The following is a 14,709-nucleotide window of genomic DNA, read 5'->3' as shown; positions in this document are numbered from 1 at the left end:
GGGGTCCTCCAGTGGCGGTGATTCCTCCAGGCCTGTGTGGTCGGCTCGTTCATCGGCCGCAGGCCAAGGCGCTTTCCAAGCGCAGCCGGGAGGCGAGACGATGCGTATCTGCGCTCTCGTCCCGGCCGAGGCTGAAGTGCGCCGGGCGGTCGAGCCGCTCCAGGGCTTCCCGCCGTTCTCTGACGCTGCCGTTCGCCCTCGCCCGCTCCCGCATATAGGAGCGCATCAGGCTGTGCAGGGTGTAGACGGACTGACCGGTGGTGGTGTCGAAGGCCAGGTCGACCACGTGGACGTCGACCAGTTGGTCGATGACGTCGTCCGTGGCGTCCAGGGGGAGATCGAGGAGGAGGGCCGCCGTCCAGGTGGAGAAGGTCGGGGCCTCCAGGAGCGACAGCAGGCGCAAGGCACGCTGCGCGGAGGGCGACAGGCGGTCGTAGCTCGAGGCGAAGACGTCCCGCAGCGCGAGGTCAGCAATTCGGAACTCGTCCAGCCGGCGGTGAGGTTCCGCCAGCCGCTTGGTCATGCGTTCCAGCGGCCACTGCGGGCGGGCGGCGAGCCGGGAACCGACGATCCGTACGGCGAGCGGCAGCCGGACGCAGTCTTCCACGAGTGTCCGTGCCGCCTGCGGAGCGGCCGACAAGCGTTCGGCACCGACGATGCTCTGCAGCAGGGCGTGCGCGTCGGCGGCGGTGAACGGACCGAGCGAGACGGGCCTGATGCCCGGCAGGGCGGACAGCCGGGCGCGGCTGGTGAGCAGCACACCGCAGCTCGGGAGGGTCGGCAGCAGCGGCCTTATCTGCCGCTCATCCACCACGTCGTCAAGGACGATGAGAGTCCGACGGCCCATCAGGCGTCTGCGGCACATTTCTCTGCGGCTGTCCGCGGGTGCGCGCAGCTCGTCCTCGTCCGCGCCGAGCATGCGGAGGATCTCACCGACGGCGCCGTCCGCCGTCAGCGGGTCGGGACGGCTGCCGCGCAGATCCACGAAGAGCTGACCGTCGGGGTACTGGCCGGACACCAGGCCAGCGACGTGCAGGGCGAGTGCGGTCTTGCCGATTCCGGGCATCCCGATGACGGCCCCCACAGCCGGCGGGCCCGACCGTTTCCCGGGTGCGGCGAGCAACTCCTTGAGCTCCGCCACCTCCGCCTGCCGACCGGTGAAGTCGGCCGGTGCGGCGGGCAGCAGCCCCGGTGCCACCGGGTGCGCGCCGAGGGCCAGGCGCTGCACAGGGGCAGACAGGGATGGATCGCCCACCAGTATGGCCTGATAAAGGTTGCTCAGCGTGGGACCGGGATCGATGCCCAGCGACTCGGCGAGCGCCTGCCTGCCCTCCTGGAAGACGGAGAGGGCGTCCGCCTGCCGGTCGCATCGGTACAGCGCCGTCATCAGCTGGCCCCGCAGCCGTTCCCGCAACGGGTGTGCCCTGACCCAGCCCATCAGTTCGTGGACCAGATCCGCGTGGCGGCCGAGTGCGAGATCGGCTTCGATGCGCTGCTCCAGCACCGACAGCCGAGTCTCCTCCAGGTGCGGGCGCTCGTCCTCTGCCAGAGAGTCTGTGACACCGCCCAGCACCGGCCCGGACCAGGTGGCGAGCGCCGCGCTCAGCAGGTCGGATGCGGCGACGACGTCCCCGCGCTTGTGCGCCTCGCGTCCTTGCGCGGTGAGTCGCTCGAACTCCAGCAGATCCACGGTCACTGCGGGCTCAAGAACGGCCGGTTCCCGCCGGGTGTTGAGCGGCATCCGTAACAGGTATCCGGAGCTCTGCCGAATCACCGCGGCCTGCGGGCCGATCAGATGCCGGAGCCGGGACATGTAGGTGTGGATCTGCGCGGTGTACGTGGAGGGCGGAACCTCGCCCCATAACAGGGAGGTAAGTTTCGAGTCACTGACGACTCGTCCCCGGGCGAGCAACAGCGCCGCGAGCACGGTCCGGAGTTTCGGTCCACCGAGCAGGACTTGAGTCTGCCCCTCCCAGACTTCTACCGGACCTAGAACCTGAAATCTCATGTTTCCCCGTAGTGTTATTGAGTTTCCATGCCGAATCGGTCAGGGAAGTCATCACTTCCGCCGGCAGTCCAAGGGGCGGATCAGAAAACGCCCATCGGCTCAATTCCAGTCACACAGAAGAGAGACGAGCGGTCACCGAGCCATCGAGATCCAGCCGCCCATGGGTTCAATCTGCCGGCCAATCCCCTGACACGAAAGCAACGTGCTCTTTCGATAACACGCAAAAGCCATCACGCGTAACGTACACAGCTCGCGTTCGGTTTCTCTAGTCCTTTACCCGAACACGGATTCGCCCCTGCGGCAGCGGTACAGACGGGCGATCTACCACATCTCCGGTCGCTCCGTCCTTTTAAATTACGCTCTTCGCAGAGAAGACAACACATTCAAGCCACGGGTGAAGCCAGGCTGGCCTGCACGGCCAGTGGCCTGATCGAAGTGCCCTTCTTCCCGCCCGTGTCCGGGCGGGAAGAAGGAGCGGTCGGCCCGCGGGACCGGCGGACTCGCCCCTGCGGGCTACTCCCGGGCGCCGATCACGTCCGCCGGCCTGCCCAGCAGGGAGACTCTGGCCGCGATCATCGTTGCGGCCAGCGCCAGGCATGCGGCGATCGCCACCACACCCGCGTAGACGGACAAGGAGAGATAGGGCGACGCGCTGCCCGTCATACCGATGGCGAACGCGGTGAGCGTCGCCACCGCGATGAGCGTGCCGACGACCACCGCGAGCAGTACCACCGTGAGCGACTCCAGGCGGAGCATCCGCAGTACCTGCCGCCGGGTCGTACCGACCAGCCGCAGCAGCGCGAACTCCCGGGTGCGGCCCGTGGTGGCCATGGCGAGCGTATTGACCACGGCGATGGCCGTGAAGGCGATGATCAGGCCCATCGCCACGAAGTTGACGGCGGCGTTGGACTGCTGCTGGTCCGCCGACAGCGAGTCCACCTGGTCACGGTCGAGGACGTGGACCCCGGGATAGCCACGCACCGCGGCGGCCAGTTCCTGCTTCGACCGGTCGGTCTTGACGAGGACCGCGGAACTCAGCGGATTGTCAACGTGTGCGGCCACCAGGTCATGGGCCATGGTGAGATCGCCGAAGCCCAGCCCCCGGTCGTACACCGCGACCACAGTGAGCCGCACCCGGGTGCCGTCTCCCATGGTCACCTTGACCTTGCTGCCGACGCCGCCGACGATGCCTTTGGCCACCTTGCTGACAGCCACGCCATTGCCGCCCAGATCGCCCAGGGAACCCGAGGCGACGTCCGGATCCATGGTCTTGCTCAGGCCCTTGGTGCTGACGCCCTGTACCTGGAACTTGTCCAGGCCCACACGTACGGTGCTGCGCACGACCTCGGTGACGGTGCTGACGCCGGGCAACTCACGTACTTTGTCCGCCGCTTCCCGAGGCACGCCCGGCCCGGCGGAAGCCAGGGTGTAGTTCGCAAGGTTGCCCTCCCTGGCCTGGCTCTGTGCCGCGTGCCCCAGGGTCGACTGGACGAAGATGATGGTGCAGGTCATGCCCACCAGCAGGGTGAGCGGAGTGAGGGCACCGGAAACCCGCCGCAGGTTGGTCCGGCTGTTGGCCATCGCGAGGTATCCGCTGATCCGCCACAGCCCCAGTGGCTTGCTGAGCGCGGCGATACCGGCCCGCGCGATGACCGGTCCCAGCAGCGCCACAGCGGCGGAGAGCATGATCACGCACAGATAGGTGACGGGCGCCGACGCCGGCTCCGTGTGCAGCACGCTCAGAACAAACAGCGTCACGATGCCGACCGCCAGGAAGATCGCGCCGGGGATCAGCCGCCGCGGCACGTACGCCTGGGTCTCCATCGCGGCCTCGGACAGCGCCTCAGCGGGGCGGATCTTCGCCACCCGCCGGGCCGAGACCCGAGCCGCCGCCCAGGCACCGAGCACCGTGACGGCCACTGCGGCGAGCATCGGGTACGGGCTGAGAGTCAACTCCAGCGTGTCCGGAATGGTGCCGAAGTCGACGAACTTGCCGTGCAGCCAGAGGGCGATCGGCAGCCCGGCGACCGCGCCGACGGCACCCGCGACGAGCCCGATGATGGCGGCTTCCCTGCCGATCAGACGGCGGATCTGTCGGGGTGTCGCCGCCACGGCACGCAGCAGGGCCAGTTCCCGGTGCCGCTGCTGAATGGAGAGCGCAAAGGTTCCGACCACCACGAGGATGGCCACGAGCAGGGAGACCGCCGCGATCGCGCCACCCATGCTGATCAGCGATACCCGGGCCTTGCTGGCACCGAGGAACTCCACGCCGCCACGGTCGTCGGCGCCGTGCACCTGGGCGGAGGTGCCGTCGAGCGCGCGCGAGATGGCGTCCTTGAGCTGCCCTGGGTCGGCGCCCGTCTTGGGGATGACCCCAATAGCGGCCACATGGCCCGGGCGCTCGCTCAGCCGCTTGGCCTCCTCATCGGAGAAGAACAGGGAGGACTGCTCGCGCAGATCACCGCCGTCGGCGGCAGCGATGCCGGACACTCGGTATGTGGTCGGCGCCGCTGTGGACTGCACAGTGACGCGGTCGCCGGTCTTGAGGCCAGCCCGCGCGGCCAGTTCCCGGTCGAGCACGACCTCCCCAGTGGTACGGGGGGCGTTGCCGGCCATGAGCCGGAACGGCGTCAGCGCGGCCGACGTCCAGGAGTGACCCCACGAGGCCTTGCCGTCCGGGCCTTGAACGATCCGGTCGTCGCGAGTGACGACGTAGGCGGGGAAGTCCAGTTCGGGCACGGCGGCTCTGACACCGGGGACGGCACCGATCTTCGCGGTGAGGCCGGCAGGCAGCCAGACCCGTTCGTCGAGCGGTTTGGCCTTGTGCTTGACCTTCTTCTTGCCGTGCTTCTCCTTCACCGTCGTCTGGTGGACGTTCTGGTCCCCGGCCACCACGATCGGCGCTGCGGCATAGCGTTCTGCCTTGATCTTTCCGCTCAGCCCGGTCACCAGCAGGGTGCCGCAGGCGGTGATGAGGGCGGCGGCGCACAGCAGCGCCAGGAAGGCTCCGATGAAGCCGCCCTTCCGGAACCGCAGCGTGCTGAACGCATAACGGATCATCAGGCCCACGCTCCCAGATGCGTCATGCGTTCGGCGACCTGGTCGGCCGTAGGGTTGTCCGCGTAGTCCACGATGCGGCCGTCAGCGAGAAACAGCACCCGGTGCGCGTAGGAGGCCGCGACCGGGTCGTGAGTGACGAGGACGACCGTCTGCCCGTCTTCGTCGACACACCCTCGCAGCAGAGTGAGGATCTCCTTTGCGGTGACGGTGTCCAGCGCACCGGTCGGCTCGTCACCGAAGATGACGTCGGGCCGAGTGATCAGGGCCCTGGCGATCGCGACCCGCTGCTGCTGGCCGCCGGACAACTGCGCCGGCCGGTGGTCTGCGCGTCCGGACAGCCCGACGCTGTGGAGGATCTCCTCCAGCCACCCCCGATCGGCACGCTGCCTCGCCAGGCGCAGCGGCAGTGTGACGTTCTGCCGGACCGTGAGCGCGGGGACGAGATTGAACGCCTGAAACACAAAGCCCACGCGCTGTCGGCGTAAGTGCGTCAACTCGGTCTCGTCCATGCCGGTCAGCTCCTGATCGGCGATCTTGACGGAGCCCGAGGTGGGCTGGTCCAGGCCCGCGGCGCAGTGCAGGAACGTGCTCTTTCCGGAGCCGGACGGGCCCATGACGGCCGTGAAGGTGCCTCGGGGGATCGTGACGGACACATTGTTCAGCGCGGTGACGGCGTGGGCTCCGCGCCCGTATGTCTTGCTGACGGCCTCGAGTCGCACGGCCTGGCCAATCATGCTCTCTCCCATGCCTGACCTGCCCCTGGCTCTCATCCTCACGAACTCTCGTTCCTCTCACGCACGGGCTCGGACGCGGCCCCTGGTACAACGGTCTCGGTGGTCTGGGTCTCGGCTTGTTCTGGATCGGGAGCCGGAAGGGCGAAGAACCGCGTCAGCACGGTGCGCGCACCGGCTGGGACCTCGTCGTCGGTCCGCTTGTAGCGGTTGATCAGGGTGATGAAGTCCTCGAAGAAGGAGCGCAGTTCGTCGAGGGTCAACTGCATCGAGCCCCGCGAGTAGAGGAACGCGTCGGCCCACTCGGCGAGATCGTCGCTCTGCCGCTGAAGCTGCTCGAACAACTCGATATCCGCCATGTAGGCCCGGCGATTCATCTCGTCGATGACCGGGCGAACCTCCGCGCTCTGCTTGCTGCGCTCGGGAAACCGCAGGTCGACGGGGGCCACCCGCCACCACCGCTCCCGCGCGTGTGCATACGGATCCTTGGGCACCTCCTCGATGAATCCGTACCGAGCCAGTTCCCGCAGGTGGTAGCTGGTGGCCCCGGTGTTGAGGTCGAGTTCCCGCGCGAGCATCGCCGACGTGGCCGAGCCGAGCAGGGAAAGCTGCTGGAAGATCTGATACCGCCGTGGGTGACTGAGGGTCTTCAGAGCCGCCAGATCGGCGATCTCTCTCAGCCTGGGTTCTCCGGGCACGGTATGCATAATTCCATATGCACAGAAATCTGTGCAACTGTCGATGGGACGTCAGGAGTGTCTGAGCAACCGGGACTCCACAGAGATCGGGGCGACACGGCACTGCCGGCCGTTGCTTGCCGCTGCTGAAGCCGTACGCCGCGGCCAGATCGCCCCCAGGTGAAGCGGTGGTTCGCCGAACTGGAGCTGCGCCGCCTCGAACGCGGCGTGTTCTGCTCACTGGACGAGCTGAAGACCCCACTCGAGGAATGGATCAAGACCTAGAACCAAGAGGCCAGGCCCTTCAAGTGGAGCAAGACCCCTGACCAGACCATCGACCGAATCTGCCACTTCTGCGACAGGATCTCCGGACCGGGACACTAGGGCCGCCACGGATGGCCGCAGCGGCCGCCATGACCGTCACCCCTGCGCGTTCGGGTCCTGTCTGTAATTCTCCGGATACCCCTGCGCGTCTTGTTGAGCTGCCGGGAAATATCGGCGGTGACCTGCATGGATTCCTCGAACTGCTCAAGGAGACCGGAGGCGGTCGGGTCCCATTCACCCCCGGGCGCGTACAGCTCCCCGATCGCCTTGCACACCACGACAATCTCTGCCATCAAGCGATGGAATTCGGCCACATCAGCTTCGGTGAAGTCGCCGTCAGTCAGTTGAAGCGCCTTCCGCACAGTTGGCGCACGCATACACACGTCTCCGATTCAACGATTGAAAAACAAACAGATCGCGACATCTCCGTCATGGGGAAGTTGCCCATCGGACACGGCTCGACTCGCCAAGATCGTGCTAGGCCCAATAAGCAATGTCAACGATCGTTTTCGGCTAAAGGATCGTTGAAAGCATGCAGTGCGCCACACCCGCTGGTCTTGCACACCTGGGCGTTCAGACCACCAGCGGCGCTGCAGGTGCCACTTGACGTGGCGGACTCACCCACGCCCCGTCAGCGCCTGTCCGGCACTTCGCAGGGCAGGTCACGGGCCGCCGCACCAACGGCGCCCGCGACACGGGATGACGGCGTTGCCGCATCCGCAGAGCTACGCTGCACACCGCCTCCTTACGTCCTGCCAGCACGAGTGGACCGATGCACAGCGATCTCAATTTCGGCGATAAATGATCGTTGAGCCGCCGACCGGGGGCCCTGTAAGATCCCATGCCCAGACCAACCTAATCCACCCGTACCTTGGGAGTGTCTCAGTGGGCTCCGCCTCACCCCTGCCGATGACGCTTGCGCGTCTCGAGACACTGCTCAAAGAACGGGGCATGAATCGATCGCAACTACTCAACATCGGGGAACTGGCAGCCAAGACGGCACTTCCCGAAGACACCGTCGCCGCCCTGCTGGGAGGCGGTCACATTCCGGCCGAAACCGTGACTGCCCGGGTCAGCGCACGCATCAAGGTTCTCGCAGATGCCTACTTGGTACGCACCGGAAAGCCTATGTCAGACCTGGCTAGCAGCATTTCCCGACAGCTAGGTGTTTCCTCCTTCTGGGCACGGCAGGTGTGCTCGGGCGACAAAATCCCCAGTGTTGAACTGCTGCACGGTCTGGTGGGATTCTTCGGAATCGAAGGGGGCGAGGCGTTCTTTACTGCGCCAGCTGCTGAGGCACTCAACCGCGTACTGCTGCCCATGTTGGCCGCACTGCAGCAGACCTCAGTGAGGCCGGAGGCTGAAGTTTTGGCCACTTCGCCGGCGGGACGCCCAGTGTCGGTGCCCTCGCCTCGGGAGGCGGACGCCGACAACGCACCGAGGCCGGCACCGCCGCCATCCGCCGTCCGGGACCTCTCGACGAGGCTGAACCGCCTTTTTGCGGTCATGCACCCCAAGGGGCGTGAGAGGTACACCTCGCACGAGGTCGCCGAGACAGTCACTGCGCATGGCGTCAAGATCACGGCAGCACAAGTCGAGCAGCTACGGCGCGGCACTTGGGATTCGCCGAGTGCTGAGCAACTCGAAGCCCTCGCTGACTTCTTCGGCGTGCCGGTGGGCTACTTCGTCAGCGACGAAGTAGCTTCTCAGGTCTCCGCGGATCTCAACCTGGTGGAGACACTGAAAGCCCAGGGCATCGGCCCCCGCCAGATCGCTCTTCGGGCAGTTGCCGATCTGGACGAGGAGGCGCTTGCTGCCCTTGTCCCGGTGATCCAGCACCTGCAGCGGGCAAGCAAGAGGCAACGGATGTGAGCTTCTGATAGAGGGGAATACGAAGATGCTCCGCTGCAGCCAACTGGTTTGATTCCTGCGGTTCATGCGGGCTTTCACCGCTGCCGAGCGAGACAGCCGCCATGGTGGTGAAAGAGAGCACGAGAGTGGTCTTTGTTCAGTGGCAGTGGGCCGACCCGGGGGGAGCGAGGATGAATGACAGGGAACTACGTCGCTACTGTGCCGACCTGGTCCAGCAGCTCGATCTCCCCGAGCCGTTCGACATCAACACTCTCGTCGACCAGGTAGAGGAGCGCCGCGGACGTGCCATCTCGCTCGTACCGATGCCGCTCCCCGCCGACCGAGGCCTGTGCGGCATGTGGGTCGCTACCCCCGACGTGGACTACGTCATCTACGAGGCGAAGGCCAGAAAAGCACACCAAGGCCACATCGTCCTCCACGAGATCGGCCACATGCTCTGCGAGCACGAGTCCACGCCGGCTGAGGAGGAAGAGGTCTCCCGACTCCTTCTGCCCAACATCGACCCTGCGCTCGTGCGGACCGTCCTCGGACGTACCTGCTACGACCGGAGCGAGGAGAAGGCTGCCGAGCTCGTTGCCTCGTTGATCCCCCTGCAGGCCACCAACGCCGCTCCCCGGCCGACGGCGAGTCTTTCGGAAGACGTGGGCAACCTCGTCAGCCACCTCGAGCGTTCCCTGGGGCGCAGTTCCGCACTAAGGACATAACCGAGTGTTATTCAACATCGTCTACGGAACGCTCTCCTTGATCGCTTGGAGCGCGTTCGCCTTCAAGCTGAGAGACCTCGCCCGCGACTGGCGCAACAAGGAACTGCAGCTGTTGTGTCTGGCGATCGCAATGTTCGCCGCGCCGTTCGGCTTCGCCGCTCCCCCAGTGTACGTACATGTCGATGCTCTGATCGGCACGCCCAACATCAGTTCGCTGATCATCTACACGACCGTGGAGGTCTGCCTCACCTCGTTCCTGGCCCTCCTCATCAGCTGGTCGTCTGCGCAGTCGAAGGTACAGCTCCGTCACCGGCTGATCCTCGGATACGCCATCGCCACGGTCACCACGAACTGGGTACTGTTCTTCTTGGGGGACGCCACCGATACGTCCCATGCCCTTGATTTCGACGTTCACTATGCCAAGGCCGCGTACATTTGGGAGTTCCTCCTCGTCCACCAGACCCTGTACACGGTCAGCATGATCGGCCTGATCCGTCTCTGTTGGCGCTATTCCAAGATCGTCGGCGAGCCTTGGCTGCGCCGTGGCCTGCGCACCGTTACCGCGGGAGCAGTGGCCGGCTTGGGCTACTGCCTGCCCAAGGTCATCTCCCTCGTCTGGGACAAGCTCGGCATCTCGCCACTCGGCTTCGTCAACTCCGTCGTCGCCCCAATGTTCGCCAGCGTCTCGGCGGCACTCTTCGCCGTAGGATTCACCATGCCCGCCTGGGGCGTCGGCCTCGGCAGGGCCATGGCGTGGATGTCCGACTACCGCACCTTCCACCGCCGCTACCCGCTCTGGCAGGCGATCACCCACGCCTTCCCCGAAGTCGTCCTCGTCGCCCCGCCGGCCTCCCGCAGGGAACTGGCGCGCGACCTCCGGTTCTTCCTCGGCCGTCAGGTGATCGAGATACTCGACGGCGAAATGAGACTTCGTCCCCACCATGACCCGGAAATCAGCCGTATGACACGAGAAATAGCAGCCGCCCAAAGCGTCACCGGCGACGAGGCCGATGCCGTGGTAGAAGCCGCGCGCCTCGCAGCAGCCCTTCAGGCTCGGTCTACCGGCCGCGAGGCATCAGGAGGACACGGCACAGACTTCGACGACGCCGCCAACGGCGACCTCAATAAGGAAGGTGCTCGTCTGACCCGGGTCGCCGACGCCTTCAGCACCTCCACCGTCATCCCCGCCGTTCTCGAGCGGCTCCAGTCGGAGAAGACAGACGCATGAGCAGCACCGAACGGACCGCCAGCGTCTCGTCACTGCTCAGTGAAGCACTCATCGCCGACCCACATGGTGCCTTCGCCCGGCTTCGCGAAGCCGCCCCGGTCCACCGCACCACCACTCCCGACGGCGAACCCGTGTGGCTGATCACCCGGTACGCCGAGGCCCGCGCGGCCCTGGCAGACCCCCGGCTATCCCTGAACAAGGCGAACGCCAAGACCAGCGGCGAGTACAGATCCTCCATGCCCCCTGAGCTCGACGCTCACCTGCTCAACATGGATCCGCCCGACCACACTCGCCTGCGCCGACTCGTCGCGAAGGCATTCACTCCTCGTCGCGTCGAGGGCCTGCGCATGCGCATCCAGAAGCTGACCGACGAACTCCTCACCACGATGACCGGGCCTCGCGTGGACCTCGTCCACGATGTGGCCGTTCCGCTGCCGATGGGCGTCATCTGTGAACTGCTCGGCATCCCGGAGACGGTGACGCGCGACTTCCGGGCCTGGACCGACACTCTTTTCTCACCAGCGCCGGGAGCGGCAACGGAGTCACGCACTGCGATGAGGCAGATGCACCAGTTCCTCAAAAAGGTCATCGAGGACAAACGAAACAGTCCAACCGATGACCTTCTGTCTGCCCTCGTCCAAGCACGCGACGACCGCGACGTACTCACCGAGTCCGAACTCGTCTCCCTGGCGTTCCTCATCCTGTTCGCCGGCTACGACAACGCCGTACATCTCATCGGCAACACAGCACTCAGTCTGCTGCTGCATCCCCGACTGCTGACGGCAGTGCGAGGTGGCGCCGTCCCGATACGGTCGGTGGTCGAGGAGACGCTGCGCTGGAACCCCCCTTTCGCACTGGCGGTACGCCGCTTCGCCCTCGAAGACGTCAGCATCGGGAACGCTCTCATCCCGGCCGGCAACCGAGTGTGGGTCTCCATCGCGTCCGCGAACCGGGACGGGCGAGAGTTCCCGTCTCCCGACGTGTTCGACCCAGGCCGAGCACCAACTCACCTGGCATTCGGCTACGGAGTGCACTACTGCCTTGGCGCCCCGCTCGCACGAATGGAAGCAGAAATCGCCGTGCGCTCCCTCCTCGAACGGTTCCCCACGCTTGAACTGGCGGTAGCGCCCAAGGAGCTGGAGTGGTGGCCGACATTTCACAAGCGGGGATTGCGCAGCCTCCCTGTGGTGACTTAGTGATCCGATGAGGGGGTCTCCCGCCCCCTTCATCGCATCAGTACACCAAGCCATTCCTCCGCAGCCGAGCCATCAATTACCGATGGCCCGCCGCCGCACCATCGAGCCCCCGCCTCGCTTCATACTCAGCGGTCATCTCGACAACTGTCAGCAGCGAGCGCGCAATCACGCCGAGGTCATGCAGCCGTGCCGGCCGGTCGGCTCTCGGCGCCGCTGGGTCAAGCACATCGTCCGCGTACCGCAGCGTGTGCATCGCGGCGCCCTGCATCTCGTCCTCGAGCGTAGGGGTGAGCGCCGCGACCTCGGGCGAAAGCTGCCGGACGAACCCCTCGAGGGCCTCGACGAGCGACTCCGCCTCTCCTGACTCGTACGGGGTGATGTCCCACAACACCCGACGACAGGCTGCCTTGATGGTCTCGGGGTCGAAGGGAGCGGCCCGCTCAGTTCCCACTGTCACCCTCGCCCATCACGAGCAGGTGTCGCCCGTAGGAGGCGAGTTGCGACACGGCTTCGGCGTCGCATAAGGCGCCCGGCCCACCCATCGGCACACACCAGTAGCTGAAATGCCGATCCGGCGCGTCGATATCCGGCCGGGGTACACCAACGTAGGAGTCACGGCCGAGGCACTCGGCGTACGGCGCGTGGCGCCGGTCGTGCCACTCCGCCCGGTTCGCTGTGCTCGCTGGTACGAGCACGTAGTAGCGGGCGCTGTGCTGGTCGAGGAAGACCGGCCCGCCAAACAGCGCTTCGGCGAGGTATTCGCTGACCTTCTCGGCGTCGCTTGTGTCGGCCGCCGCGTGCACCAGGTCGGCGGTCATGCGAACCGCAGCGAAGAGCGCGCCACAGCGGAGCAGCGCGATACCGCCCGTGTCTGAGTCCTGCCGTGCGATCAGATACGGACGGTGCAAGGTCCGCTACCGTAGGGCTCCTACCAGGCAGTAACAGGGACAGGATGTCCCAGGTTCACGGGCCGTCCCCCTAGCTGGCGGCGCTCACCCCCACCATTTCGGCCAACCGTGCCGCTTCGGGCCTGAGCGCACGCGGAGCCTTCCGCCACAGGTCAGCGGCCACCGTCCGCGCCGATGGCGTGAATCTCACCGTCTCGGCTGCCGGTGGCCCTCTACCGCGGAACCGCGTTCATCGCGACCACCAACCGGCTGCAGGCCGTGGACACCGCGACCGGGCAGATCACAGCCACGGTCACACCCCAGGGCAAACCGGTGGGCTCGGGCGACGGATGGACCGACACCGTTCTCGCCTCGGCCCCGGTACTGGCCACCGCAGACGGAACCGAGACCGTGATCCCGCCGTTCGTGGTGCGGCAGACCGGCACGGGAACCCAAGCGGACCACACGGTCGTGGAGGTCTCCGGAGTCAACGCCGCCACAGGCAAGCTCATATGGCAGCTGGCGCTCCGCCCGCCTCACTGGGACGACGTCTATTCCGATCTCCGGACATCCATCGTGGGCGCGGAGAACGGCGTTGCTGTGGTGCGCGTCTCCACACAGAGCGGCGATCACGCCATGGCGTACGGCATCGATCTGGACACCTCCCGCCAGACATGGACCATCGACCAGTTCAAGGCGGGCGCGGTAGCCGGGGGTTCCGTGGTGGGAACAGCCCTCGATGACAGCGTCGGCGTCGACCAGCATCCCGCCGGGTACGACCTCACCACCGGCAACCCCGCTGGCGCGGAGGGCGCAGCACCGACGTTGGCACCGCCCCGGCCAGCCCCCGCCTGGTACGCGTCTCCGGCAAGGACTACGACAGCGGGGACGCCTACGACCGCCTGGTGGACCCCGGCTCGGGCCACACCGTGCGCACGATGCCGGCAGACCTCGCCAGCTCCAAGTGTGTATACGACGATCGCAACGCTCTGGTGTGTTTCGGTACGGGGCCGGAGGGGCTGCTCGCGTACGGTCTGGACGCCTCCAACGGCAAGGATCTGTGGCAGCTCCCCGACCAGCAGGCCGACCGTATCGCCCCGCAGGTCACGGCGGTCTGGCACGGACGGGTCTACGGCACAACGGACCATGGCACAGTCACCTTGGACGCACGCACCGGCAAGGATCTGCCGAACCCGGGCGTCGCGCCTTATCTCGTCAACGAGTCGGCCGGCCTGGCCCTGGACAAGAAGCGGTTCAAACCTGATCGCCTACCCCACCAGCAGCTGATGCCGGGCGGGGCCCCGAGTGACCGTCAGCGCTCGGGGCCCTGCTGACGACCGGTACGGCGCGGGTCCCGCTGCGCCTCCCGGTCCCGGTTCCGGTCCTGTGCCTGGGGGCCGTTGCAGACTACCTGTTCACCAGTACAAGGAGCCGCTGTACGCCGCTCCCCCGCTGCTGCAGCGCATGGTCGAGGCGGGCCGGCTGGGCCGGAAGACCGGCTCGGGCTTCTACACCTACGGCTGATCACGGACAACGGCGCTTCACACGCCGTGTGTGCGACGGGCACGCATATGCCCGTCGCACACGCTCCCCACGTGTCCGCCGGGCGAGTTGACTCCTCATGCCCATGCAAGGGATGCAACAACGTCCGACTACGGAAAGGAGTGGACACGTGACCGCCCATCCGGAGCATCCCGTGATCCGGGGAGAACTCGCAGAGTTACGGCGCCGCCTCGACGTGGCCTACGCACACGTCGAGGGCGGGCTGGCGCTGCTGCGGCACCGGACCGACGAGACCGCCAAGGAACTGGACGAGCTGGACACCCGCCTGAACTCGCTGGAACACGCACGCTGGCCGCTGCCCTCGCTCGCCGCGCTCACCTCCCTGGGCGCGCTCCTCGTGACGATCTGGCAGGCGCTGGGCCGCTAGGCCCTGTCGTCAAACTCCCTCCCCCAGCCTTCGGCCGGGCGGTGCCCCCAGCCCCGCGACGCCATGCACGCTCCCCCAAAGGGGGCACCCCC

The 14,709-nt window shown here is 66.5% G+C and carries 13 protein-coding genes and 1 pseudogene; 7 read left to right on the top strand and 7 right to left on the bottom strand.

Annotated elements, in window-relative coordinates:
- Positions 1-49: 49 nt before the first annotated feature.
- The 5 genes from ACWCQS_RS42000 to ACWCQS_RS41980 form a co-directional block, all read right to left on the bottom strand.
- Positions 50-2,008 carry a BTAD domain-containing putative transcriptional regulator gene (locus tag ACWCQS_RS42000; RefSeq protein ID WP_451009395.1) on the bottom strand — a complete coding sequence of 653 codons (1,959 nt, stop codon included), beginning with the start codon at positions 2,006-2,008 and terminating at the stop codon, positions 50-52.
- 513 nt (positions 2,009-2,521) lie between these two features.
- Positions 2,522-5,068, bottom strand: a complete 2,547-nt coding sequence (locus ACWCQS_RS41995; protein ID WP_451009394.1) for an ABC transporter permease — start codon at positions 5,066-5,068, stop codon at positions 2,522-2,524.
- A complete protein-coding gene (locus ACWCQS_RS41990) occupies positions 5,068-5,802 on the bottom strand; it encodes an ABC transporter ATP-binding protein (protein ID WP_451009393.1) in 735 nt (244 codons plus the stop codon). The genes ACWCQS_RS41995 and ACWCQS_RS41990 overlap by 1 nt, the downstream gene beginning before the upstream one ends.
- Before the next feature lie 38 nt (positions 5,803-5,840).
- Complete coding sequence (locus tag ACWCQS_RS41985; RefSeq protein ID WP_451009392.1) at positions 5,841-6,506, bottom strand: winged helix-turn-helix domain-containing protein; 666 nt, start codon at positions 6,504-6,506, stop codon at positions 5,841-5,843.
- A gap of 350 nt (positions 6,507-6,856) precedes the next feature.
- Positions 6,857-7,177 carry a hypothetical protein gene (locus tag ACWCQS_RS41980; protein WP_451009391.1) on the bottom strand — a complete coding sequence of 107 codons (321 nt, stop codon included), beginning with the start codon at positions 7,175-7,177 and terminating at the stop codon, positions 6,857-6,859.
- Positions 7,178-7,709: 532 nt separating this feature from the next.
- On the opposite strand from ACWCQS_RS41980, the gene ACWCQS_RS41975 reads away from it, so the two are divergent.
- The 4 genes from ACWCQS_RS41975 (at position 7,710) to ACWCQS_RS41960 (ending at position 11,800) form a co-directional block, all read left to right on the top strand.
- The gene (locus ACWCQS_RS41975; RefSeq protein WP_451009390.1) at positions 7,710-8,672 is read left to right on the top strand and encodes a hypothetical protein; all 963 of its coding nucleotides are present in this window, start codon (positions 7,710-7,712) and stop codon (positions 8,670-8,672) included.
- Between the two features lie 101 nt (positions 8,673-8,773).
- Positions 8,774-9,376: a hypothetical protein gene (locus tag ACWCQS_RS41970; protein WP_451009389.1), complete on the top strand. Its 603-nt coding sequence runs from the start codon at positions 8,774-8,776 to the stop codon at positions 9,374-9,376.
- Between the two features lie 4 nt (positions 9,377-9,380).
- On the top strand, positions 9,381-10,604 hold the full coding sequence (locus ACWCQS_RS41965) for an MAB_1171c family putative transporter (protein WP_451009388.1): 1,224 nt from the start codon (positions 9,381-9,383) through the stop codon (positions 10,602-10,604).
- Positions 10,601-11,800 carry a cytochrome P450 family protein gene (locus ACWCQS_RS41960; protein WP_451009387.1) on the top strand — a complete coding sequence of 400 codons (1,200 nt, stop codon included), beginning with the start codon at positions 10,601-10,603 and terminating at the stop codon, positions 11,798-11,800. Before ACWCQS_RS41965 ends, ACWCQS_RS41960 begins: the two co-directional genes overlap by 4 nt.
- A gap of 76 nt (positions 11,801-11,876) precedes the next feature.
- Here ACWCQS_RS41960 and ACWCQS_RS41955 read toward each other — a convergent pair whose 3' ends face one another.
- Both ACWCQS_RS41955 and ACWCQS_RS41950 read right to left on the bottom strand, forming a co-directional pair.
- Positions 11,877-12,251: a DUF6415 family natural product biosynthesis protein gene (locus ACWCQS_RS41955; RefSeq protein WP_451009386.1), complete on the bottom strand. Its 375-nt coding sequence runs from the start codon at positions 12,249-12,251 to the stop codon at positions 11,877-11,879.
- Positions 12,241-12,618, bottom strand: coding sequence for a hypothetical protein (locus ACWCQS_RS41950; RefSeq protein WP_451009385.1), 378 nt, complete (start codon positions 12,616-12,618; stop codon positions 12,241-12,243). Before ACWCQS_RS41950 ends, ACWCQS_RS41955 begins: the two co-directional genes overlap by 11 nt.
- Before the next feature lie 1,007 nt (positions 12,619-13,625).
- On the opposite strand from ACWCQS_RS41950, the gene ACWCQS_RS41945 reads away from it, so the two are divergent.
- From ACWCQS_RS41945 to ACWCQS_RS41935, 3 genes and pseudogenes are all read left to right on the top strand, one after another.
- Entirely contained in the window at positions 13,626-14,021 is a 396-nt protein-coding gene (locus tag ACWCQS_RS41945; protein WP_451009384.1) for a hypothetical protein, read from the top strand.
- 85 nt (positions 14,022-14,106) lie between these two features.
- Positions 14,107-14,211, top strand: a pseudogene (locus tag ACWCQS_RS41940) (3-hydroxyacyl-CoA dehydrogenase family protein); the annotation flags it as partial.
- 148 nt (positions 14,212-14,359) lie between these two features.
- Positions 14,360-14,617, top strand: a complete 258-nt coding sequence (locus ACWCQS_RS41935; protein WP_451009383.1) for a hypothetical protein — start codon at positions 14,360-14,362, stop codon at positions 14,615-14,617.
- Positions 14,618-14,709: the final 92 nt, after the last annotated feature.

This window comes from Streptomyces sp. NPDC002076, from assembly GCF_053593835.1.
The sequence above is the reverse complement of the archived record's forward strand: the minus strand, read 5'-3'. Positions and strand labels throughout refer to the sequence as shown.

Bases quoted from the DNA above. Each gene is read 5' to 3' on its own strand.
- ACWCQS_RS42000 (WP_451009395.1), bottom strand. From the start codon at position 2,008: ATGAGATTTCAGGTTCTAGGTCCGGTAGAAGTCTGGGAGGGGCAGACT.
- ACWCQS_RS41995 (WP_451009394.1), bottom strand. From the start codon at position 5,068: ATGATCCGTTATGCGTTCAGCACGCTGCGGTTCCGGAAGGGCGGCTTC.
- ACWCQS_RS41990 (WP_451009393.1), bottom strand. From the start codon at position 5,802: ATGATTGGCCAGGCCGTGCGACTCGAGGCCGTCAGCAAGACATACGGG.
- ACWCQS_RS41985 (WP_451009392.1), bottom strand. From the start codon at position 6,506: ATGCATACCGTGCCCGGAGAACCCAGGCTGAGAGAGATCGCCGATCTG.
- ACWCQS_RS41980 (WP_451009391.1), bottom strand. From the start codon at position 7,177: ATGCGTGCGCCAACTGTGCGGAAGGCGCTTCAACTGACTGACGGCGAC.
- ACWCQS_RS41975 (WP_451009390.1), top strand. From the start codon at position 7,710: ATGACGCTTGCGCGTCTCGAGACACTGCTCAAAGAACGGGGCATGAAT.
- ACWCQS_RS41970 (WP_451009389.1), top strand. From the start codon at position 8,774: ATGGTGGTGAAAGAGAGCACGAGAGTGGTCTTTGTTCAGTGGCAGTGG.
- ACWCQS_RS41960 (WP_451009387.1), top strand. From the start codon at position 10,601: ATGAGCAGCACCGAACGGACCGCCAGCGTCTCGTCACTGCTCAGTGAA.
- ACWCQS_RS41950 (WP_451009385.1), bottom strand. From the start codon at position 12,618: ATGACCGCCGACCTGGTGCACGCGGCGGCCGACACAAGCGACGCCGAG.
- ACWCQS_RS41945 (WP_451009384.1), top strand. From the start codon at position 13,626: ATGCCGGCAGACCTCGCCAGCTCCAAGTGTGTATACGACGATCGCAAC.